We start from the raw sequence: 19,725 nt of genomic DNA, 5'->3' as shown, positions 1-19,725 counted from the left end.
TGCCCAGCGGCACCACCGCCTCGCATGTGCACGGCCGCCGCGCGGCGGCCCGCGGGGCCACCCTGCGACCCAAGGAGTGACTCCCTCCAGCAATGGACGGATCGTCCGGTAGTACCTGCGCCGCCCCCTCCACGGAGGCGGCGGCATGATCGTCCCCCTACTGCTGCTCGCCGCAGCCTTCCTCCTGATCCTCGCCAACGGCTTCTTCGTGGCGGCCGAGTTCGGCCTCGTCACCGTGGAACGCCCCGAGGCCGAGCGGGCCGCGGCCGCCGGCGACCGGCGCGCCCGCACCGTCGTCAAGTCGCTCGGCGAGCTGTCCTTCCAGCTCTCCGGCACCCAGCTCGGCATCACGATCACCTCCCTCGTCATCGGCATGCTCGCCGAGCCCGCGCTCGCCCAGCTCCTCGACGGGCCCCTCACCGCCACCGGCCTGCCCGACGGTGCGGTCTCCGTGATCGCGGTCGCGATCGGGATGTTCCTCGCCGCCGCCGTCCAGATGGTGGTCGGCGAGCTCGTCCCGAAGAACTGGGCGGTCTCACGGCCGCTCCAGGTGGCCCGCTTCGTCGCCGGGCCGCAGCACCTCTTCTCGTCCCTGTTCCGCCCGGTCATCGCCCTGCTCAACCGGGTCGCCAACCGGCTCGTCCGGCTGTTCGGCGTCGAGCCCACCGACGAACTCGACTCCGTCCGCACCCCCGGCGAGCTGGTCGCCCTCGCCCGGCACTCGGCCCGGGCGGGCGCGCTGGAACAGGACACCGCCGATCTCTTCGTACGGACCCTCACGCTCGGCGGACTCACCGCCAAGGAGGCGATGACCCCGCGGGTGCGGATGAGCGCCCTCCAGTCGGACGCCACCGCGGCCGACGTCCTCAACCTCACCCGGGCGACGGGCCTTTCACGGTTCCCCGTCTACCGCGAGCGGATCGACGAGATCGTCGGCATGGTCCACCTCAAGGACGCCCTCGCCGTACGGCCCGAGGAGCGCCACCGCACCACGGTCGGCCGGATCGCCGTACCGCCGCTGCTCGTCCCGGAGACCCTGCCCGCGCAGGCGCTCCTGGAGCGGCTGCGGCGCGAGCAGCCGATCGCCGTGGTCGTCGACGAGTACGGAGGCACCGCCGGGGTCGTCACCCTGGAGGACATCGTGGAAGAGCTCGTCGGCGAGGTCCGCGACGAGCACGACACCGCCGCCGACGAGCGACCCGAACTGGCCGCCGTGGCCGCCGAGGACGGTCACCCCGCCTGGGAGGCCGACGGCTCCTGCCGGGTGCACACCCTGCACCGGATAGGCCTCGACGTGCCCGACGGGCCGTACGAGACGGTCGCCGGACTCGTCGCCGATCTCCTCGGCCGCATCCCGGCCCCCGGCGACCGGGCCGAACTCCCCGGCTGGCGGCTCCTGGTGCGCCAGGTCGACCGCTACCGCGCCGAGCGGGTGCGGATCGTCCGGACGGCCGAACTGCCCGCGGCGGCGGAGGCGGTCCGATGAGCCTGCTCCAACTGCTCTTCGCCGCCCTCCTGGTGGTGGCCAACGGCTTCTTCGTCGGCGCCGAGTTCGCGCTCGTCTCCGTACGCCGCAGCCAGATCGAGCCGCTCGGCGGCAAGCGGGCCCGCCAGGTGCTGTACGGCCTGGAGAACCTGCCGCGGATGATGGCGGCAGCCCAGTTCGGCATCACGATCTGCTCCCTCACCCTGGGAGCGGTCGCCGAGCCGACCGTGGCGCACCTCCTCGAACCGGTCTTCCACGCCGTCGGCGTGCCGGCCGGGCTCATCCATCCGCTGGGTTACGTCCTCGCGCTCGCGGCGGTCGTCTTCCTCCACCTCGTCATCGGCGAGATGGTGCCGAAGAACCTCGCGATGGCCGCGCCGGAGCGGACCGCGCTCTGGCTCGGCCCCGCCCTGGTCGGCTTCGCCCGGCTCTGCCGGCCGGTCACCCGGGCGCTCGGCGCGTGCGCCGGTCTGGTGCTGCGGGCCTTCCACGTCGAGCCCAAGGACGAGGTGGAGGCGGTCTTCACCAGCGCCCAGCTCGGCCGGCTCGTGGCGGACGCGGGCCAGGCGGGCCTGCTCGACCCGGTCGAGCAGGAGCGTCTGGGGGACGCCCTGGAGCTGGGCAGCCGCCCGGTCACGGACGTCCTCATCGCCCCTTCGGGGCTTGTGACGGTCACGCCGGCGGTCACGCCCCGGGAGATCGAGGAGCTGACGGTCCGCACGGGCTACTCGCGCTTCCCGGTGTGCGCCGAGGGGCGCGGGACGTTCATGGGCTTCGTGCACGTCAAGGACGTTCTGGACCTGGAGGAGCGGGAACGGGCGGTGCCGCAGCACATCTGGCGGCCCATGGCGACGGTCAGGGCCGAGCTGCCGCTCGACGACGCGCTCACCGTGATGCGGCGCGCGGCGACCCATCTGGCCCAGGTGTCGGACGGGTCGGGCCGGGTCCTCGGCCTGGTCGCCCTGGAGGACGTCCTGGAGATGCTGGTGGGCGAGGTCCGTGACCCCGCGCACCGTGCGGTCCGCGACCCCGCGCACCGCCCGCCGGCGGCGGAGCAGGTGCTGACGGCCTGAGGCGGCCTTCCGGCGCCGGTCCCTCCCGGGGGCCGGCGCCGGGTCACACCGAGGGGTCCTGCGGTCCCCGGCGCCCCGAGAGGACCTCTCCGTACGCCTGCATCAGGTCGGCGAGGCGCAGCGTCGCGAGGTCGTCGCGGGTCGGCGTGCCCGGGTACCCCGAGAGCCGGAGGTCGCGGTACGCGCAGGACTTCTCGTACAGCGTGCGCAGGAAGCGGCCGTTGCCCAGCTCGTCGATCCAGCCCTGGTCGACGACGTGCCCGCTGATCGAGCGCAGCTCGTCCAGCGCCTCCTCGTCCCAGCCGTCCCCGTTCGCCGCCGCGAGGACCTCGCCGATGGCGGTGAGTTCGAGCGGACGGTACGAGGGGAAGTCGACCCGGGTCGTGAAGCGGGAGGAGAGCCCCGGGTTGGTGGCGAGCAGCCGGTCCATGCCCTCGGGGTAGCCCGCCAGGATCACCACCAGGTGGTCGCGGTTGTCCTCGGCACGCTTGAGGAGGACCTGGAGCGCCTCGTCGCCGTAGGCGTCGCCCTTGCTGTAGCCGGTGTTGGAGAGCGAGTACGCCTCGTCCACGAAGAGGACCCCGCCGATGGCCGAGTCGATCAGCTCGTTCGCCTTGACGGCGGTCTGACCCAGGAACTCGCCCACGAGGTCGGCCCGTTGGGCCTCGACCAGGTGGTCTCCGCCGAGCAGCCCGAGCGCGTAGAAGACCCGGCCGAGGATGCGGGCGACGGTGGTCTTCCCGGTGCCGGAGGGGCCGGAGAAGACAAAGTGACGTTTCGGCGGCTGGACGGGCAGGCCCTGCCCGGCGCGCAGCCGGGCCATCTCCAGCTGAGCCGACAACGCCTTGACCTGCCGCTTCACCGGCTCCATCCCGACCATGCGCTCCAGCTCGGCGAGCGCCTCGGCCAGCAGGGCGGGGTCGGTGGGGCTCGCGGGGAAGCGCGGCGGGGCCGGCTGGGCGGGCAGGGACGCCTTCTGGCGTACGACGTCGGGGGGCTCGGGCGGCCCCGCGGGGACCGGCGGGGCGGGGGCCGGGGGCTCGGAACCGAGCCGCAGCCCGTCGGGGGAGGGGCCGTCGACGTCGGTGGTCTGCGCCGCGTCGGCGGCGGTGTCCTGGCCGACCCCGCCGAGCGCGACGGTCGCGAGCCCCGCGGGCTCGTCCGGGCCCTCGAAGCCGTCGTACTCGGTGATTGCCGCGAGCCGGGCGGCGGTGTCCATGAAGGCGGGGTCGATCCGGTGCACGGCCCGGTAGAGGGGGAGCGCGGCGGCGCTCCGTCCGGTGCCCTCGTGGGCCCTGGCCAGCCAGTAGCGCAGCTCCTTGCGCTGCGGCTGTTCGCTGCGGCAGCGCATCAGGGCCGCCGAGAGCAGCGGCTCCGCCTGGCCGTACATCTCCAGGCGGACCCGGGCCATCCCGCCGAAGAGGCCGGCCTCGATGCCGAGGAGGGGATCGTCCACCAGGGTCTCGGTGTGCCGGACCAACTGGTCCCAGTCCTTGACGAGATAGGACCGGCAGGCGTGCAGGAAGCGGACCTGCGGATCGGTGTCGACCGGCGGAAGGCCCGCCAACGCCCGGTCCAGCTCGGGCACATGGCGGCCGTCGAGCCAGTGCGAGGCGTGCGCGAGGAGCAGATCGCGCGGGCTCTCCAGGACGGGCTGCACCCACCAGCCAAGCCAGTACCAGGAGTTCAGGGTCCGCCGGTGGCGTGCGCGCTGCTCGCCGAACCGGTCGCGGTTGCGGTACATGCGCAGGAGCGCGGTGGTGGTGTCCACCCGCAGCGCGTGCAGCCCGAGCCAGGCGTCCGCCATGCCGGGGTCGATCCGTACCGCCGTCCGGAACTCTTCCTCCGCCTGCGGATAGGCGCCCATCGTGTAGGCGTCTACTCCCCGCAGCCAGGCGAGTTCGGCCGGGGCCGGTCCGCCCTGCGTGCCGATGTCCATCGGGTCCCCCACAAAACGTGCCCCCGTTTGCTGTCCCGGCTGGCGGGTGCCCGCCGGAAGCCGTACAGAACCGCCTTCTCGTGGACGGGAATTGACCCCACCGAAGGGCATCGTACCTGCGCAGAGGGGGCGCTACTAAGGAGAAGCGCATGATCCGGTAGCCGTGACCCTGGGTGAGCATCAAGGTCGTCTACGGCTCGGAGAAAGGGATGATCGGGGCAGAACGAAGCCCCCGATCACGGGGGAACAACCGGGGGCTTCGTGTCCGCGGCGGCTCCGAAAAGCCGCACATTGAGAACGTAAGACCTGTACGCCCCTTGGGTCAAGCGGAGTTGAGGCACTTGCGGAAGTCGACTTTCGGCTACTCATTTCCGCGTGCGGGAGCTGTCACGTTCCGTGATGAACTGGTTCGGGCCTGCGGTCACTTGAGGCCCAGGGAGCAGTTCGTAGCCCCCTGGACACTCCCGTACCAGGGTGCCGGCGAAGGGCCGCGAAGGGTCCTCGGAGAAATGGCGAGTCTCCGCCACCGTCCAGCCGTCCCAGAACTCCGACTGCGCAGGTCCGTCCCTGTGCCGGCCGCGCGTCCAGGACTCCTCGGGGTCCCGCTCCATCCAGAGCAGCGCCGCGAGGAAGGGGCGCAGCGCCCGCCTTCCCGCGCCGACTCCCTCGACCAGGACGACCGGAACCGGGGGCAGCTCCCGGGGCGCGCCGAAGGCCCGCAGATTCCAGTCGTACGGGTGATAGGGCGCGACCTCGCCCCGGGAGAGGGGCAGGAGCACCTGTTCCCGCATCCGCCCGGTCCACGCGAAGAGCTCCTCGTGGCTCGCGAGGTCGTCGAGGTGGAGGACGGGCGCGTCCAGGAGTGCGGCGAGCCGGGCGGCGAAGGTGGACTTGCCCGAGCCCGCGTGACCGTCGACCGCGATCAGCCGGACCGGCCCGCAGGACGGCGGCAGGGCGCGCAGCGCGGCGGCGGCCCGGCGGAGAGCGAGGTCGGGGTCGCGGTCGGGGGCGAGGTCGGTCCCGTCGGTCATGCGGCAAGCGTAACGATTCCGCGTGGCGGCGCCGCAGGTCAGGGGCGCGGAGCTGCCACTGGTGGAGACCAATATTGGTCCCACGACGCGTGCCGAATCGCTGGCCGAAGCGCTCCGGGAGCGGCGATAGTGGTCCACGCTTCCACCCCTCGCGCAGCCCGTCCGTCGCCGTCGTCCGTCGCTCCCGACTGGAGGTCGTCACCGCTCATGGCCGACTCCGCTCCGCGCAGAACCGTCCTCGCCGCAGCCCTCGCCGCCGTCGCGGGCACGGCCGTGGCCTCCACCGCACCGGCCGCCGTCGCCGCCGACCGTGACGACCGCCGCCAGGCCCCGGAACCCGCGCTCGTCGACAACCGCTTCTGGGTCTCCTGGACCGACTGGTGGTCCGGCGCCCACGCCGGCACCCGCCTCGTCCTCGGCCCCCGCCCCGGCCTGGTGATCGGCGGACCGGCCGGGGTCACCGACTACCGCGACCCGCACACCGGTACGACGTCCACCTGGGAGTACGCGACCTGGACCTCCCCGGTCCACACCTCCTCCGTACCGGCCACCGAGGTCATCGCCTCCTGGAACGCGGCGACCCCGCCCGGCACCTGGATCCAGATCGAGCTGCGCGGCACGTACACCGACGCCACCACCACCCCCTGGTACGTGATGGGCCGCTGGGCGTCCGGCGACGGCGACATCCGGCGCACCTCGGTCGACGACCAGAGCGACGGCCGCAGCTCGATCTGGACCGACACCTTCGCCGTGGACGACCCCGCGAGCGGTCTCCGGCTGGCCTCGTACCAGCTGCGACTGACCCTCCACCGGACCCCCGGCACCCGGCTCACGCCCACCGTGTGGCGGCTCGGCGCGATGGCCTCCGACATCCCCGACCGCTTCACCGTCCCCGCCTCGACACCCGGCCTCGCCCGCGAACTGGCGGTGCCGCGCTACTCGCAGAACACCCACGTCGGCCAGTACCCGGAGTACGACAACGGCGGCGAGGCCTGGTGCAGCCCGACCTCCTCGCAGATGATCGTCGAGTTCTGGGGCCGCCGGCCCCGCCCCGAGGACCTCGCCTGGGTGAACCCGGACTTCGTCGACCCCCAGGTCTGCCACGCCGCCCGCTTCACCTACGACCACCAGTACGAGGGCTGCGGCAACTGGCCCTTCAACGCCGCGTACGCCGCCACCTACCCCGCCATGAACGCGGTGGTGACCCGGCTGCGCTCGCTCACGGACCTGGAGACCCTGATCCGGGCGGGCATCCCGGCCATAACGTCCCAGTCTTTCCGCAAGGAGGAACTGACCGGCGCCGGCTACGGCACCTCCGGCCACCTGATGACCGTGATCGGCTTCACGGAGACCGGCGACGTGATCGCCAACGACCCCGCCTCCCCCAGCAACGAGGCGGTCCGCCGGGTGTACGCGCGGCGGGAGTGGGAGAACATCTGGCTGCGGACCAAGCGGTACAACGCGAGCGGTGCAGTGGTCTCCGGCACAGGAGGGGTCTGTTACCTCTACTTCCCCGAGCGGCCGACATCCGCGCAGCGCAAGGCCTTGGCGGCCGTCGGCGTCCGCCGGTGAGGGGCGTACGGGCCCCGGGGGCGTGACCGACGTCTCTACCCCGGGGCCGTGCCCGGCTGGCACTGTGGTCGGCATGACCGCCACCACCCACTCCGCCGCCCGCTCCCGTGCCCGCACCGGCGGCCCCGAGGAAGACGGGCCGAAGATCCTCGAGCACGTCCTCGGCTGGACCCTCGTCGTGGTCCTCGCCATGTTCGTCACGCAGGCCGGCCTGATGTGATCCCGGCCCGGCGCCCCGGGTGACCGGGCGCCGCCGAACGGGCATACTCCCCGCGCCACGGGCGCCGGGCGACCCCTGCCGCGAACCGGCGGGGGCAGCATCGGCGCAGCAGTGATCACCGGTGGCGCCGTGTGACGCGCGTGATCCGCGCGCACCGAAGCGGCGCCCAGAGGGAGGAGTGCGCCGCCATGCCCGACCGTGCCCCGCAGGGAGTGGAACGCCGGCTGCCGACCGAGGAGGCCCGGGAGCTGCTCGCCCTGGTCCGGGAGATCGCCGAGCGGGAGATCGCGCCCCGCGCCGCCGAGGAGGAGGCCGCGGGCCACTTCCCGCGCGAGGTGTTCTCGCTGCTCTCCTCCTCCGGCCTGTTGGGCCTTCCGTACGACTCCGCGTACGGCGGAGGCGACCAGCCCTACGCCGTCTACCTCCAGGTCCTCGAAGAGCTGGCCGCCGCCCGCCTCACCGTCGGGCTCGGCGTCAGCGTGCACTCGCTCTCCTGCCACGCCCTGGCGAACTTCGGTACGGACGAGCAGCGCGCCGCCCATCTCCCGGCGATGCTCGGCGGCGGCCTTCTCGGTGCCTACTGCCTCTCCGAACCGACCTCCGGATCCGACGCGGCCTCGCTGCGGACGAAGGCGGAACGGGACGGGGACGACTGGGTGCTCAACGGGACCAAGGCGTGGATCACCCATGGTGGGGTCGCCGACTTCTGCACCGTCATGGCCCGCACGGGCGGCGAGGGGCCCAAGGGGATCACGGCCTTCCTGGTTCCGGGGGACGCGGAGGGGCTGAGCGCGGCGCCGCCGGAGCGGAAGATGGGGATGAAGGGCTCGCCCACGGCCCAGCTCCACCTCGACGGGGTGCGGGTCCCCGACGCGCGGCGGATCGGCGCAGAGGGGCAGGGGTTCACGATCGCGCTCTCCGCCCTGGACTCGGGGCGGCTCGGGATCGCGGCGTGCGCGGTGGGCGTCGCCCAGGCGGCGCTCGACGCGGCTGTCGCGTACGCCCTGGAGCGGCGGCAGTTCGGCCGGCCGATCGCCGACTTCCAGGGGCTCAGGTTCCTGCTCGCGGACATGGCCACCCGGATCGAGGCGGGCCGTGCGCTGTACCTGGAGGCGGCGCGCCTGCGCGACGAGGGGCGGCCCTTCGGGCGCGCGGCGGCGATGGCGAAGCTCTTCTGCTCGGACGCGGCGATGCAGGTCACGACGGACGCGGTGCAGGTGCTCGGCGGCTACGGCTACACGGCGGACTTCCCCGTGGAGCGGTACATGCGCGAGGCGAAGGTGCTGCAGATCGTCGAGGGGACCAATCAGATCCAGCGGATGGTCATCGCACGCCACCTGGTCGGACCGGAGTCCCGCTGACCAGGGTCCCGCTGACCCCGCTCACGCGCACGGTCCGGTCCGCCCACACGGGGGCGGCGGTCAGCCGGTTCCACTCCTGGTCGGCCCGGCCCGGCAGGGTCCGGCCATGGCTCGCCCACTGGGTGAGCATCGCCCGGTAGATGGGCGGGTCCGCGAGGTGCGCCGACGCCGGAGCCGGTGCCGGTGCCGACGGGCGGGGAACCGATTCTTCAAAGCGGGGCTCGGCGAGGCGCCGCCGCCCGCTGCCGATGGGAGCCGTGTACAGCGTCGTCATGCCGTACCCAACGTGCCCTGCCCTGCCGGGTCACCGCCGGGCGGATTCGAGGAGGCGTTCGACGGCTACCCGGCCGCCCGGCTCCGGCGGGCGCGGGCGATCGGGTCCCGCACGGCTCTGGCCTCCGGCCGGGTTTCTGACTTACCGTCAGATCCCGCTGTCGACCAGGAGGTCACACGTGTCAGACGACCGGCCCGTCCCGCTCGACGAGTACCCCGTGCACCAGGCACCGCTCTCGATGAAGCACCACGTCAGCGGCGACCGCAACGCCTACGACCGGTGCATCTTCCACGTCTTCGACCATGAGGGCCGCGCCCTGCTCATCGCCGGACTCGGCGTCTACCCCAACGCCGGGGTCGTGGACGCCTACGCGACCCTGCGCACCGGCGACCGGCTGCACGCCGTCCGCGCCTCCGACGCCCTCGGCGACGACCGGATGAACCTCGCCGTCGGCCCGCTCCGCATCACGGTGGACGAACCCCTGAAGACGCTGAGCCTGCACTGCGACCCCGACCCGGCCGACCCCGAGGCGCTCTCCTTCGACCTCACCTGGACCGGCGACTTCCCGCCCGTCTGGGAGCCGCACCACACCCAGCGCCGCGGCGACCGGCTCACCCTGGAGGGCCGCCGCTTCGTCCAGGCCGGCCACTGCACGGGAACCGTCCGGGCGGGCGGCGAGGAGTTCGCCGTCACTGCGGGGGAGTGGACCGGCACCCGCGACCGCAGCTGGGGTGTCCGGCCCATCCCCGGCGAGGAACCCGGCCGCGCCGACGAGTTCCGGCCCGAGGGCTTCCACTGGCTCTGGATACCCATGCGCTTCGACGACCGCTTCCTCATGGTCATCGCCCAGGAGGACGCCGACGGCTACCGCACCCTCAACGAGGCGCTGCTGGTACGGAACGGGCAGCGCGACGCCCAACTCGGCTGGCCCCGCACCGACATCACGTACCGCCCGGGCACCCGCACCCCCGAACGAGCCGTCGTCCACCTCGCCGACCCGGCCGGCAAGCCCCTGGAGGTCGAGGTCGAGATCCTCGCCTCCTCCCCGCTCGCCGTCGGCGCGGGCTACCCGCCCGCCACGGACTGGCAGCACGGCACCTGGCAGGGCCGCGAGTGGACCGACCGCAGGGTCTACGACCTCTCCGACCCGGCCGCCCACCCCATGGCCGCCTTCGGCGTCACCGACCACGCGGCCCGCTTCACCCTCGAGGGCCGCACCGGCTACGGGATCTTCGAGCACGGCTCCTTCGGCCGCCACGACCCGAGCGGCTTCGCCGACTACACCTCCACAGCCGACTGACCGCAGGCGAACCGAGCCGCCCACGACAAGGAGCGCCCATGGCCACCGCCCCCCGCCCGCGCACCAGCACCCGCGACCCCGAGGAGCTGGGCCGCCGGCTCAGCGACTGGCTCGAACCCCGGCTCCCGGGGGCCAGGGTCACCGGGCTCGCCGTACCCGGATCCAACGGCATGTCCAGCGAGACCCTGCTCTTCGACATCGAGCACCCCGACGCCCCCGTGCGCGGCTGCGCGCTGCGGCTCGCCGCCGACCCCGCCGCGTACACGATCTTCCCGGTCTACGACATGGAGCGGCAGCACCGGGTCATGCGGCTGGTCGGGGAGCACACCGACATACCCGTCCCGCGCGTCCTCTGGCTGGAGAGCGACCCGGAGCCGCTCGGCGCCCCCTTCTTCGTGATGGCCCGCGCCGAGGGCCGCGTACCGCCGGACGTCATGCCCTACACGTACGAGGGGAACTGGCTGCACGCCGCCACCGACGCCGAACGCGCCGTTCTGGAGGCCGAGTCCGTCTCCGTACTGGCCCGGCTGCACGACCAGTTCCCCGCCAAGGAGGCGGAGTTCCTGCGGCCCGAGGGGGCCGGAAGCCCGCTGCGTCGCCATGTCGACGCCCAACGCGCCTACTACGCCTGGGTCGTGAAGGACCTCGCGCCGTCCCCGCTGATCGAGTCGGCCTTCGACTGGCTGGAGGCGCACTGGCCCGCCGACGAGGGGCCCGCCGTCCTCAACTGGGGCGACGCGCGCATCGGGAACATCGTCTACGACGGGTTCCGTCCCGCCGCCGTCCTCGACTGGGAGATGGCGGGGTTCGCCCCGCGCGAGGTCGACCTCGGCTGGACCGTCTACCTCCACCGCTTCTTCCAGGACCTGACGGTGAGCTTCGGCCAGCCCGGACTGCCGGGCTTCCTGCGCCGGGACGCGATCGAGCGGCGGTACGCGGCCCTCACCGGGCACACGCCGCGCGACATGGAGTTCCACACCCTCTACGCGGCGCTGCGGCACGCGATCGTGATGCTCAGAGTCGCGTACCGCCAGGCGCACTTCGGAGAGGTCCAGGTGCCGGAGAATCCGGACGGCCTGATCCTGCACCACGCCACGCTCGCGGCGATGGTGCGGGGAAGCTACTGGTAGGCGTCGTTACGCCGCGCGCCGCATCTGCGGCACCTTGATCGGACGCGAGCCCGGACCGCCTACGTGCGAGAAGGGCTGCGTCCGCCAGTCGAGCCCCTGGGGGAGCGTCAGCAGCAGCGCGGTGTCCTGCTCCTGGACCTCGAGCGTCTCGTCGGCGGGGCGCGCCTCCGAGGCGGCCAGGCCGGTGCCGGAGCAGACCGTCAGCACGAACGGGTTCCAGGGCGACGGGCACAGCGCGTGCTCCGGCAGCGTGTCCTCGTCCGCGAGCAGCGCGATCGGCTGGACGCAGTCCGGGCAGATCACCCGGTACATCTCGAATGTGTCGTACGCGTCGAGCTCGTCGGTCGTCTCGACCGAATCAACAGGCTCCTGCATGGAGAATCTCCCCCTCGGGTGGGTCGACCGAAGTACGTATGGCCTCGACCACAGCTAGCAATTCCCATACGGTCCGCCGCATAACCGTGAGGTCTCGATCGAGCCTTCGACAAACCTGTGGTGTTCGTCACATGCCCCTCGCAGGTGCCCCGAGGATGCGCATAGCCGTCCAAAGCGACGGCCGATGCCGGAACGTTCCGTACCCCCGCTGTGCCGAAGGCACCCCGGGGCAATAGGTTGACCGCATGGAGGAGCTGGATCGTCAGATCGTCGAATTGCTCGTCAGAGACGGACGCATGAGCTACACCGACCTGGGCAAGGCCACCGGCCTGTCCACCTCGGCCGTACATCAGCGCGTCCGCCGACTGGAGCAGCGCGGTGTCATCCGCGGCTACGCCGCCGTCGTCGACCCGGAGGCCGTCGGTCTCCCGCTGACCGCCTTCATCTCCGTTAAACCCTTCGACCCCAGCGCCCCCGACGACACCCCCGACCGGCTCGCCGACATCCCGGAGATCGAGGCCTGCCACAGCGTCGCCGGCGAGGAGAACTACATCCTCAAGGTGCGCGTCGCGACCCCGCTGGAGCTGGAGCACCTGCTCACCCGGATCCGCACCCAGGCGGGCGTCTCCAGCCGGACGACGGTCGTCCTGTCGACCCCGTACGAAGCCAGGCCGCCGCGCGTCTAGCGTCCCCGGGTGCTGTCGTGGCCCCGGCGTGCGGCGGGGCGCCGCCGCGCCTCTAGCCTGGTCACCATGAGCGAGACCCTTGTCGACAGCGAGCACCGCACCGTCCTCCTGCGCGGTGGAGAAGTCCACAGCCCCGCCGACCCCTTCGCCACCGCCATGGTGGTGGAACGGGGGCACGTCGCCTGGGTGGGCTCGGAGGGGGCCGCCGACGCCTTCGCCTCCGGCGTGGACGAGGTCGTCGACCTCGAAGGCGCGCTCGTCACCCCGGCGTTCGTCGACGCCCATGTGCACACCACCGCGACCGGTCTCGCGCTCACCGGCCTCGACCTGTCCGGCGCCGCCTCGCTCGCCGAGGCCGCCGAGCTGATCCGCTCGTACGCCCGCTCCCGCCCGGCCGACCGGATCCTCATCGGCCACGGCTGGGACGCGGCGCGCTGGCCCGAGCGGCGGGCCCCGCGCCGCGAGGAGCTGGACGAACTCACCGGCGGCCGCCCGCTCTACCTCACCCGGATCGACGTCCACTCGGCCGTCGTCACCACCGCCCTGCTCGACCTCGTCCCGGGCGTCCGCGACCGCACCGGCTTCCGCGACGGCGAGCCGCTGACCGGCGACGCCCACCACGCCGTCCGCGCCGCCGCCTACGCGGCCCTCTCGCCCGCCCAGCGCACCGAGGCCCAGCGCGCGGCCCGGCAGCACGCCGCCTCGCTCGGCATCGGCACCGTGCACGAGTGCGGCGGCCCCGACATCTCCTCCGAGGACGACTTCACCGGGCTCCTCGACCTCGCCCGCACCGAGCGCGGCCCGCGCGTGGTCGGCTACTGGGCCGACCTCGACGTCGAACGGGCCCGCGCGCTCGGCGCCGTCGGCGCGGCCGGCGACCTCTTCGCCGACGGCTCGCTCGGCTCCCACACGGCCTGCCTGCACGACGCGTACGCCGACCACGCGGGCCACACCGGGGTCGCCCACCTCGACGCCGCCGCCGTCGCGGGCCATGTCGCCGCAGCCACCGAGGCGGGCCTCCAGGCGGGCTTCCACGCCATCGGCGACGCCGCCGTCGGCGCCGTGGTCGACGGTGTCCGGGCCGCCGCCGAGAAGCTCGGCCTCGCCCGGATCCGGGCCGCCCGGCACCGAGTCGAGCACGCCGAGATGCTCACCCCCGAGACGATCGCGGCCTTCGCCGAACTCGGTCTGACCGCCTCCGTCCAGCCCGCGTTCGACGCCGCCTGGGGCGGCGAGGACGGCATGTACGCCGAGCGTCTCGGCGCCGAGCGGGCCCGCACCCTCAACCCGTACGCCGCCCTGCTCCGGGCCGGTGTGCCGCTGGCCTTCGGCTCGGACAGCCCGGTCACCCCGCTCGACCCCTGGGGCACCGTCCGGGCCGCCGCCTTCCACCGCACCCCCGAGCACCGGATCTCCGTCCGCGCCGCCTTCACCGCCCACACGCGGGGCGGCTGGCGGGCCGTCGGGCGCGACGACGCCGGCACCCTCGTCCCCGGCGCCCCGGCCGACTACGCGATCTGGCGCACCGACGAACTCGTGGTGCAGGCGCCGGACGACCGGGTGGCCCGCTGGTCGACCGACCCGCGCTCCGGGACGCCCGGTCTGCCCGATCTGACCCCCGGCGGCGAGCTGCCGGTCTGCCTGCGCACGGTGGTGTTCGGACAAACTGTCTTCGTACGGCCGAACGAGTGACGTCGGGACATTTCGTACCGCCGATCGATGATCAACCGGCCGGTCGACGACCTGCGGATCTTCCCCACTGACCTGGCAGTATCGGTCATCTCCGCAGGTCAAACGGGTGTTGACAGTGTGCGGCGGGGGGCGGGTAGGTTCTCCCGCGTCCACCAAGGGACGTCCGACCGGTTTCAAACCTCAGGTTCAGCACCCGTGCCTCGGGGGCGAGGGAAGGTTTTTTCCGGCGGAGGGTGCGACCCGGGTGGGGCCCGGACGTCCAGTAGACAACGGCTCTCGGTCGACCCGCAGCCAGCGGGTTCCAGGTCGGCCCGAAGGGCGCCGGGCCCCGATCCGCACGCCCCGCGTGCCGCCGTCCCCGCTGCCCCGGAGGGGTGCCCCGACGCGCGACCAGCCCCGCCGCGACCGAGCCGCGAGACGGGCTCGCTATGGTGGGGGTTCGCGTATGTATCCGAAGGGGCAGTAGTGAACGACGGTGGCCAGAGGCGTTACGGCCCGCTCGGCAGAGCCTTGGTGATCATTCCGACCTACAACGAGGCGGAGAACATCAAGCCGATCGTCTCGCGCGTACGGGAGTCCGTACCGGAGGCGCACATCCTCGTCGCCGACGACAACAGCCCCGACGGCACGGGCAAGTTCGCCGACGAGATCGCCGCCGAGGACGACCACGTCCACGTGCTGCACCGCAAGGGCAAGGAAGGGCTCGGCGCCGCCTACCTGGCCGGCTTCCGCTGGGGCATCGAGAACGGCTACGGCGTCCTCGTCGAGATGGACGCCGACGGCTCGCACCAGCCCGAGGAGCTGCCCCGGCTGCTGACCGCCCTCAAGGGCGCCGACCTCGTGCTCGGCTCCCGCTGGGTCCCCGGCGGCCGCATCGTGAACTGGCCCAAGTCCCGCGAGTTCATCTCCCGCGGCGGCAGCCTCTACTCGCGCGTCATGCTCGACGTGCCGATCCGCGACGTCACCGGCGGCTACCGGGCCTTCCGCAAGGAGACCCTGGAGGGCCTGGGCCTGGAGGACGTGGCCTCGGCCGGCTACTGCTTCCAGGTCGACCTGGCTCGCCGCGCCGTCGCCGCCGGCTTCCATGTCGTGGAGGTCCCGATCACCTTCGTGGAGCGCGAGATCGGCGACTCCAAGATGAGCCGCAACATCGTCGTCGAGGCGCTGTGGCGGGTCACCGGCTGGGGTCTGACGGCCCGTGCGAACAAGGTCGGCAAGATCCTCGGGCGCAGGTCCGGGAGCTGAAGCCGCCGGTTTCGGCCGACGGTTCACGCTGATCCGTTCTTTACGACGTTCCGGCGGGGCGCCAGGCACACTGGGGGACATGACGACCGGCGCACCGCCTCCCCTCGCCCCCAAGCGCTCACGCGCGCGTACGTTTCTTCCGCTGGCCCTGGCCGCCTGGGCGGTCCTGGAGATCTGGCTGCTCATCGTGGTGGCGGGCGCGGTCGGCGGCCTGACGGTCTTCGGACTGCTCGTCGGCGGCGCCGTCCTCGGCGCCGTGGTGATCAAGCGCGCCGGGCGCCGCGCCTTCAAGAACCTCACCGAGACCTTCCAGCAGGCCCAGGCGGCGGCGCAGACCGGCACCCCGCCGGCGGCCGGCGAGCGGGCGGGCGCCCGCGACCGCAACGGCTTCCTGATGCTCGGCGGTCTGCTGCTCATGATCCCCGGCCTCATCTCCGACGTGGCCGGTCTGCTGCTGCTCGTACCGCCCGTCCGCTCGGTCCTCGGCCGGTACGCGGACAAGGTCGCCGAGCGCCGGATGGCCGCGGCACCGCCCGGCAGCCTCCAGGACGCCTTCCAGCAGGCCCGCATCCACCGTCCGGACGGCAAGGTCGTCCAGGGTGAGGTCATCCGCGAGGACGCCCCTCAGGGCGCGCGTGAGCCCCAGGACCCCCGCCCGCCGCTGACGCCGTAGCGCGAGAGACGTAGAAACAGCCGTAGAGAACGAGAAACGCCGCGGGGCCCGGTACACGAGATGTGTACCGGGCCCCGCGGCGTCGCTCGGGCCGTGCCGTCCGTCAGGCGGACTTGCGGCTGTCGCGCGGATGCACGGCGATGTTCATGGCGCCGGACCGAAGGACCGCCAGCCTCTCGGCCAGCACCTCCTCCAGCTCCTCACGGGTGCGCCGCTCCATCAGCATGTCCCAGTGCGTACGCGCCGGCTTGCCCTTCTTCTCCTCGGGGCCGTCCCCGTCCACCAGGAGTGCCTGGCTGCCGCAGACCTTGCACTCCCACTCCGGCGGAATTTCCGCTTCCACCGAGAAGGGCATCTCAAAACGATGGCCCTTCTCGCATGCGTACTCCACGGCCTGGCGCGGGGCCAGATCGATGCCGCGGTCGGTCTCGTAGCTGGTCACCACGAGGCGCGTGCCGCGAAGAGCTCGCTCACTCATGAATCGTGCCTCCCGGGCTTGTCGCCCACAGGACAGGTGTCGCTGTCGTCGTCATCCGGTCAACGTCCGGTCGGCGGTAAAGATTCCCGTTCCGGGTCATGCGTCGCCCGTCGTGCCGCCCCTTGTTCTACCCACCAGTGCCCGGTTTGTCACATCTGACAGCAGATGTCACCCAGCGTCTTCACCAAAGCAGCACGCAGTAACGGTCCGCCTGGCAGGCCAAAGGCGTACACTACCGGCCTTTCACTGCCGCGTCTAAATCCGCTCCGGAACCGGGTTGCCCGCGGCGGCCACGGCACGCCGTACCGGGACCCGCGCGAGCAGCAGAAAACCGGCCGCGAAGAAGATCACCAGGGAAATGATGGCATCCCGATAGCTGCCGGTCAGCTGATACGCGAGACCGAACACCAGTGGGCCCAGCCAGCTCAGGCCCCGGTCGCTCATCTCGTAGGCCGAGAAGTACTCCGCCTCCTTGCCGCGCGGCACCAGATGTGAGAACAGCGAACGCGACAGCGCCTGGCTCCCGCCGAGCACCAGACCGATCGCCGCCGCCAGACAGAAGAACGCCACCGGCGCGCCGGCGGGCAGGAAGTACCCGGCGGCCAGGATCAGCGTCCAGATCGCCAGCGACCCCAGAATCGTGCGCTTGGCACCGTACGAACGCGCGAGCCGCCCCATGCCGAGCGCGCCCGCCACCGCGAGCACCTGCACCAGGAGCACCGCCGTGATCAGCGTCGTCTGGTCGAGCCCCAGCTCCTTGGAGCCGTAGATCGACGCCTGCGAGATCACCGTCTGCACCCCGTCGTTGTAGACGAGATACGCGAGCAGGAAGGAGAGCGTCAGCGGGTACCGGCGCATGTCCCGCAGCGTCGCCACCAGTTGCCGCCAGCCACCGCCGACCGCGCCCTCGCCCCGCGGCTCGACCCGCCGGTCGCGCAGCCGCCGCAGCGGTACGAGGGTGAAGGCGCCCCACCACAGGCCCGCCGAGGCCAGGCAGATCCGTACCGCCTCGCCCTCGGAGAGCCCGAAGGAGTCGTGCCCCGAGTACAGGACCAGGTTGAGGACGAGGACCAGGGCGCCGGAGGTGTAGCCGAAGGCCCAGCCGCGCGAGGAGACCGCGTCCCGCTCGTTCGGCTCGGCGATCTGCGGCAGATAGGCGTTGTAGAGCACCATCGAGACCGCGAGTGAGGCGTTCGCCACGATGAGCAGGAACGCGCCCAGCAGATACCGGTCGCCGCTCAGGAAGAACATGCCCGCGGTCGCCGCCGCGCCCGTGTACGCGGCGACCGCGAGGAGCGGCTTCTTGCGGCCCGTACGGTCCGCCATCGCGCCCACCAGCGGCATCACGAGCACCGCCACCACGATCGAGGCCGAGACCGCGTACGCGAAGAGGGACCCGGCGCGCACCGGGACGCCCAGGGGGTGGACGAACCCCTCCGCGTCCGCCGCCGCCTCGGCGACCGACGTCAGATAGGGGCCGAGGAAGACCGTGATCACGCTCGTCGAGTAGACCGAGCAGGCGAAGTCGTAGAAGTACCAGCCGCGCTGCTCGCGCTTGCGGGCGCTCGGATCGGCCGGATCGGCGGCCGGCCGGTCCGGTTCGGTGGTGTCGGCAGTCAAGACCGCGGCCCCCTCGTTCGTCCCCGTGGCGGGACGCGCGCTCAGACCCACACGCCCCGCTCGGTCAGGACTGTGCGCAGCGTCTCCAGATGATCGGTCATGATGCCATCCACCCCGAGATCCAGGAGAGCGTTCATCCGCTCCGGATCGTTGACCGTCCAGACGTGCACCTGGAGCCCCCGGGCGTGGGCCTCGCGGACGAAACGGCGGTCCACGACCGGGATGCCGCCCTGGCTCTCCGGGACCTGCGCCGCGACCGCGCCCGCCCGGATCGCGGCCGGGATGCCGAACGAACGCAGCCGCAGCCCGAGGACACCCTTCACGCCGTACGAGGTCGCGAGCCGCGGCCCCGCGAGGCGCTGCGCGCGGGCCACCCGGCTCTCGGTGAACGAGCCGACGCAGACCCGGTCCCAGGCCTCGGTCCTGCGGACCAGGTCGACCAGCGGGATCAGGGACGACTCCGCCTTGAGGTCCACGTTCCAGCGGGCCTCGGGGAACTCCTCCAGCAGCTCCTCGAAGAGCGCCAGCGGCTCCTTGCCCGCCACGCGCGCCTCACGGACGGCGTCCCAGGGGAGGTCGCGGATCCGGCCGGTGGTGTCGGTCACCCGGTCGAGCGTGGAGTCGTGGAAGGCGACCAGGGCGCCGTCCGCGGTGGTGTGCACATCGGTCTCGAAGTACCGGTATCCGGCCTCGGCCGCCCGCCGGAAGGCGGCGGCGGTGTTCTCCAGGCCGTCCGCCGTGCCGCCGCGGTGGGCGAACGGGATGGGGGACGGGTGGTCGAGATAGGGGTGGCGTACGCGAGTCACGGCCGCAGTATCGCCTGTTCCGGTGTCCCGGAGGCGACGACGGCGCTGCTCGTGTCCTGCTCGGGGATGGCGAACCGGCGCAGGAAGAACTGCGCGAGGGGGCCGATGGTCAGCGCGTACAGGACCGTTCCGACGCCGACCGAGCCGCCGAGCAGGAAGCCGGTGGCGACGACGGCCACCTCGATCGCCGTCCGTACGAGCCGGATCGAGCGGCCGGTGAGCCGGTGAAGGCCGGTCATCAGGCCGTCGCGCGGGCCGGGGCCGAAGCGGGCGGCGATGTAGAGGCCGGTCGCCACGCCGTTGAGGACGATGCCGAGCGCGAGCAGGGGGATCCGTACGGCGAGGGCCTGGACCTCCGGGACCAGGGCGAGCGTCCCGTCCATGGCCACGCCGATGACGAAGACGTTCGAGACGGTGCCCAGGCCGGGCTTCTGCCGGATCGGGATCCACAGCAGCAGGACGGCCGCCCCGACGATGATCGAGACGACTCCGATGGTCAGACCCGTCTTCTCGGCGAGACCCTGATGGAGAACGCCCCACGGCTCCAGGCCCAGCCCGCCGCGGACGAGGAGCGCCGAACTGATCCCGTACAGCGCGAGGCCGATGTACAGCTGCGCGAGCCGACGGGGCAGATGGCGAGCGGTGAGCCGGCCGCGCAGGCCGGAGGCGATGGACAAGGTGGTGCCCCCTGTGTGGTGGTAGTGGACTGACTCATGACACTCTGTGGCGGGGGATCGGATGCCAACCATGGCCAATTCGAGGAA

At 72.5% G+C, this 19,725-nt stretch carries 19 protein-coding genes; 11 read left to right on the top strand and 8 right to left on the bottom strand.

The annotated features are described in order from the left end of the window. Positions 1-145 precede the first annotated feature (145 nt). Both ACWCO8_RS20065 and ACWCO8_RS20060 read left to right on the top strand, forming a co-directional pair. A complete protein-coding gene (locus ACWCO8_RS20065) occupies positions 146-1,486 on the top strand; it encodes a hemolysin family protein (protein WP_451033380.1) in 1,341 nt (446 codons plus the stop codon). Further along, a complete protein-coding gene (locus ACWCO8_RS20060; RefSeq protein ID WP_451033379.1) occupies positions 1,483-2,559 on the top strand; it encodes a hemolysin family protein in 1,077 nt (358 codons plus the stop codon). The genes ACWCO8_RS20065 and ACWCO8_RS20060 overlap by 4 nt, the downstream gene beginning before the upstream one ends. Positions 2,560-2,602: 43 nt before the next feature. Here the strand turns inward: ACWCO8_RS20060 and ACWCO8_RS20055 are convergent, their stop codons facing one another. Together ACWCO8_RS20055 and ACWCO8_RS20050 are read right to left on the bottom strand one after the other, a co-directional pair. After that, positions 2,603-4,498 (bottom strand): AAA family ATPase, encoded by a 1,896-nt coding sequence (locus tag ACWCO8_RS20055; RefSeq protein ID WP_451033378.1) that lies wholly within the window; start codon positions 4,496-4,498, stop codon positions 2,603-2,605. A gap of 365 nt (positions 4,499-4,863) precedes the next feature. Next, a complete protein-coding gene (locus ACWCO8_RS20050; protein WP_451033377.1) occupies positions 4,864-5,529 on the bottom strand; it encodes a uridine kinase family protein in 666 nt (221 codons plus the stop codon). Positions 5,530-5,736: 207 nt separating this feature from the next. On the opposite strand from ACWCO8_RS20050, the gene ACWCO8_RS20045 reads away from it, so the two are divergent. The 3 genes from ACWCO8_RS20045 to ACWCO8_RS20035 all read left to right on the top strand — a co-directional run bounded on the left by ACWCO8_RS20045 (position 5,737) and on the right by ACWCO8_RS20035 (position 8,682). Beyond that, positions 5,737-7,101 (top strand): peptidase C39 family protein, encoded by a 1,365-nt coding sequence (locus tag ACWCO8_RS20045; protein ID WP_451033376.1) that lies wholly within the window; start codon positions 5,737-5,739, stop codon positions 7,099-7,101. A gap of 73 nt (positions 7,102-7,174) precedes the next feature. Further along, a complete protein-coding gene (locus ACWCO8_RS20040) occupies positions 7,175-7,321 on the top strand; it encodes an SCO1431 family membrane protein (RefSeq protein ID WP_451033375.1) in 147 nt (48 codons plus the stop codon). Between the two features lie 188 nt (positions 7,322-7,509). Next, entirely contained in the window at positions 7,510-8,682 is a 1,173-nt protein-coding gene (locus ACWCO8_RS20035) for an acyl-CoA dehydrogenase family protein (RefSeq protein WP_451033374.1), read from the top strand. On the opposite strand, the gene ACWCO8_RS20030 is transcribed toward ACWCO8_RS20035, so the two are convergent. Next, positions 8,645-8,956, bottom strand: a complete 312-nt coding sequence (locus ACWCO8_RS20030) for a hypothetical protein (protein WP_451033373.1) — start codon at positions 8,954-8,956, stop codon at positions 8,645-8,647. The genes ACWCO8_RS20035 and ACWCO8_RS20030 overlap by 38 nt on opposite strands. 178 nt (positions 8,957-9,134) lie before the next feature. Here ACWCO8_RS20030 and ACWCO8_RS20025 point away from each other — a divergent pair, with 178 nt between their 5' ends. Together ACWCO8_RS20025 and ACWCO8_RS20020 are read left to right on the top strand one after the other, a co-directional pair. Further along, the gene (locus ACWCO8_RS20025; protein ID WP_362004971.1) at positions 9,135-10,256 is read left to right on the top strand and encodes a DUF7064 domain-containing protein; all 1,122 of its coding nucleotides are present in this window, start codon (positions 9,135-9,137) and stop codon (positions 10,254-10,256) included. 38 nt (positions 10,257-10,294) lie between these two features. Beyond that, positions 10,295-11,386, top strand: coding sequence for a phosphotransferase family protein (locus ACWCO8_RS20020; RefSeq protein WP_451033372.1), 1,092 nt, complete (start codon positions 10,295-10,297; stop codon positions 11,384-11,386). A gap of 6 nt (positions 11,387-11,392) precedes the next feature. Here ACWCO8_RS20020 and ACWCO8_RS20015 read toward each other — a convergent pair whose 3' ends face one another. Next, positions 11,393-11,761: a hypothetical protein gene (locus tag ACWCO8_RS20015; protein ID WP_362004976.1), complete on the bottom strand. Its 369-nt coding sequence runs from the start codon at positions 11,759-11,761 to the stop codon at positions 11,393-11,395. A 245-nt stretch (positions 11,762-12,006) separates the two neighbouring features. Here ACWCO8_RS20015 and ACWCO8_RS20010 point away from each other — a divergent pair, with 245 nt between their 5' ends. The 4 genes from ACWCO8_RS20010 to fxsA all read left to right on the top strand — a co-directional run bounded on the left by ACWCO8_RS20010 (position 12,007) and on the right by fxsA (position 16,057). Beyond that, entirely contained in the window at positions 12,007-12,447 is a 441-nt protein-coding gene (locus ACWCO8_RS20010; protein ID WP_362004979.1) for an Lrp/AsnC family transcriptional regulator, read from the top strand. Between the two features lie 66 nt (positions 12,448-12,513). Then, a complete protein-coding gene (locus ACWCO8_RS20005) occupies positions 12,514-14,139 on the top strand; it encodes an amidohydrolase (RefSeq protein ID WP_451033371.1) in 1,626 nt (541 codons plus the stop codon). A 465-nt stretch (positions 14,140-14,604) separates the two neighbouring features. Beyond that, a complete protein-coding gene (locus ACWCO8_RS20000; RefSeq protein ID WP_362004985.1) occupies positions 14,605-15,384 on the top strand; it encodes a polyprenol monophosphomannose synthase in 780 nt (259 codons plus the stop codon). Between the two features lie 79 nt (positions 15,385-15,463). Next, positions 15,464-16,057: an FxsA family membrane protein gene (fxsA, locus tag ACWCO8_RS19995; protein WP_451033370.1), complete on the top strand. Its 594-nt coding sequence runs from the start codon at positions 15,464-15,466 to the stop codon at positions 16,055-16,057. A gap of 103 nt (positions 16,058-16,160) precedes the next feature. On the opposite strand, the gene ACWCO8_RS19990 is transcribed toward fxsA, so the two are convergent. The 4 genes from ACWCO8_RS19990 to yczE form a co-directional block, all read right to left on the bottom strand. After that, positions 16,161-16,535, bottom strand: coding sequence for an RNA polymerase-binding protein RbpA (locus ACWCO8_RS19990; RefSeq protein ID WP_026278069.1), 375 nt, complete (start codon positions 16,533-16,535; stop codon positions 16,161-16,163). Between the two features lie 255 nt (positions 16,536-16,790). Next, entirely contained in the window at positions 16,791-18,155 is a 1,365-nt protein-coding gene (locus ACWCO8_RS19985; protein ID WP_451033369.1) for an MFS transporter, read from the bottom strand. Positions 18,156-18,196: 41 nt separating this feature from the next. Beyond that, on the bottom strand, positions 18,197-18,961 hold the full coding sequence (locus ACWCO8_RS19980) for a glycerophosphodiester phosphodiesterase family protein (RefSeq protein WP_451033368.1): 765 nt from the start codon (positions 18,959-18,961) through the stop codon (positions 18,197-18,199). Beyond that, on the bottom strand, positions 18,958-19,638 hold the full coding sequence (gene yczE / locus ACWCO8_RS19975; RefSeq protein WP_362004993.1) for a membrane protein YczE: 681 nt from the start codon (positions 19,636-19,638) through the stop codon (positions 18,958-18,960). Before yczE ends, ACWCO8_RS19980 begins: the two co-directional genes overlap by 4 nt. Positions 19,639-19,725: the final 87 nt, after the last annotated feature.

This window comes from Streptomyces sp. NPDC001927 (assembly GCF_053594455.1).
The sequence above is the reverse complement of the archived record's forward strand: the minus strand, read 5'-3'. Positions and strand labels throughout refer to the sequence as shown.

Coding starts and splice junctions, on each gene's coding strand:
- ACWCO8_RS20065 (WP_451033380.1), top strand. CDS start 146: ATGATCGTCCCCCTACTGCTGCTCGCCGCAGCCTTCCTCCTGATCCTC.
- ACWCO8_RS20060 (WP_451033379.1), top strand. CDS start 1,483: ATGAGCCTGCTCCAACTGCTCTTCGCCGCCCTCCTGGTGGTGGCCAAC.
- ACWCO8_RS20055 (WP_451033378.1), bottom strand. CDS start 4,498: ATGGACATCGGCACGCAGGGCGGACCGGCCCCGGCCGAACTCGCCTGG.
- ACWCO8_RS20050 (WP_451033377.1), bottom strand. CDS start 5,529: ATGACCGACGGGACCGACCTCGCCCCCGACCGCGACCCCGACCTCGCT.
- ACWCO8_RS20045 (WP_451033376.1), top strand. CDS start 5,737: ATGGCCGACTCCGCTCCGCGCAGAACCGTCCTCGCCGCAGCCCTCGCC.
- ACWCO8_RS20040 (WP_451033375.1), top strand. CDS start 7,175: ATGACCGCCACCACCCACTCCGCCGCCCGCTCCCGTGCCCGCACCGGC.
- ACWCO8_RS20035 (WP_451033374.1), top strand. CDS start 7,510: ATGCCCGACCGTGCCCCGCAGGGAGTGGAACGCCGGCTGCCGACCGAG.
- ACWCO8_RS20030 (WP_451033373.1), bottom strand. CDS start 8,956: ATGACGACGCTGTACACGGCTCCCATCGGCAGCGGGCGGCGGCGCCTC.
- ACWCO8_RS20020 (WP_451033372.1), top strand. CDS start 10,295: ATGGCCACCGCCCCCCGCCCGCGCACCAGCACCCGCGACCCCGAGGAG.
- ACWCO8_RS20015 (WP_362004976.1), bottom strand. CDS start 11,761: ATGCAGGAGCCTGTTGATTCGGTCGAGACGACCGACGAGCTCGACGCG.
- ACWCO8_RS20010 (WP_362004979.1), top strand. CDS start 12,007: ATGGAGGAGCTGGATCGTCAGATCGTCGAATTGCTCGTCAGAGACGGA.
- ACWCO8_RS20005 (WP_451033371.1), top strand. CDS start 12,514: ATGAGCGAGACCCTTGTCGACAGCGAGCACCGCACCGTCCTCCTGCGC.
- fxsA (WP_451033370.1), top strand. CDS start 15,464: ATGACGACCGGCGCACCGCCTCCCCTCGCCCCCAAGCGCTCACGCGCG.
- ACWCO8_RS19990 (WP_026278069.1), bottom strand. CDS start 16,535: ATGAGTGAGCGAGCTCTTCGCGGCACGCGCCTCGTGGTGACCAGCTAC.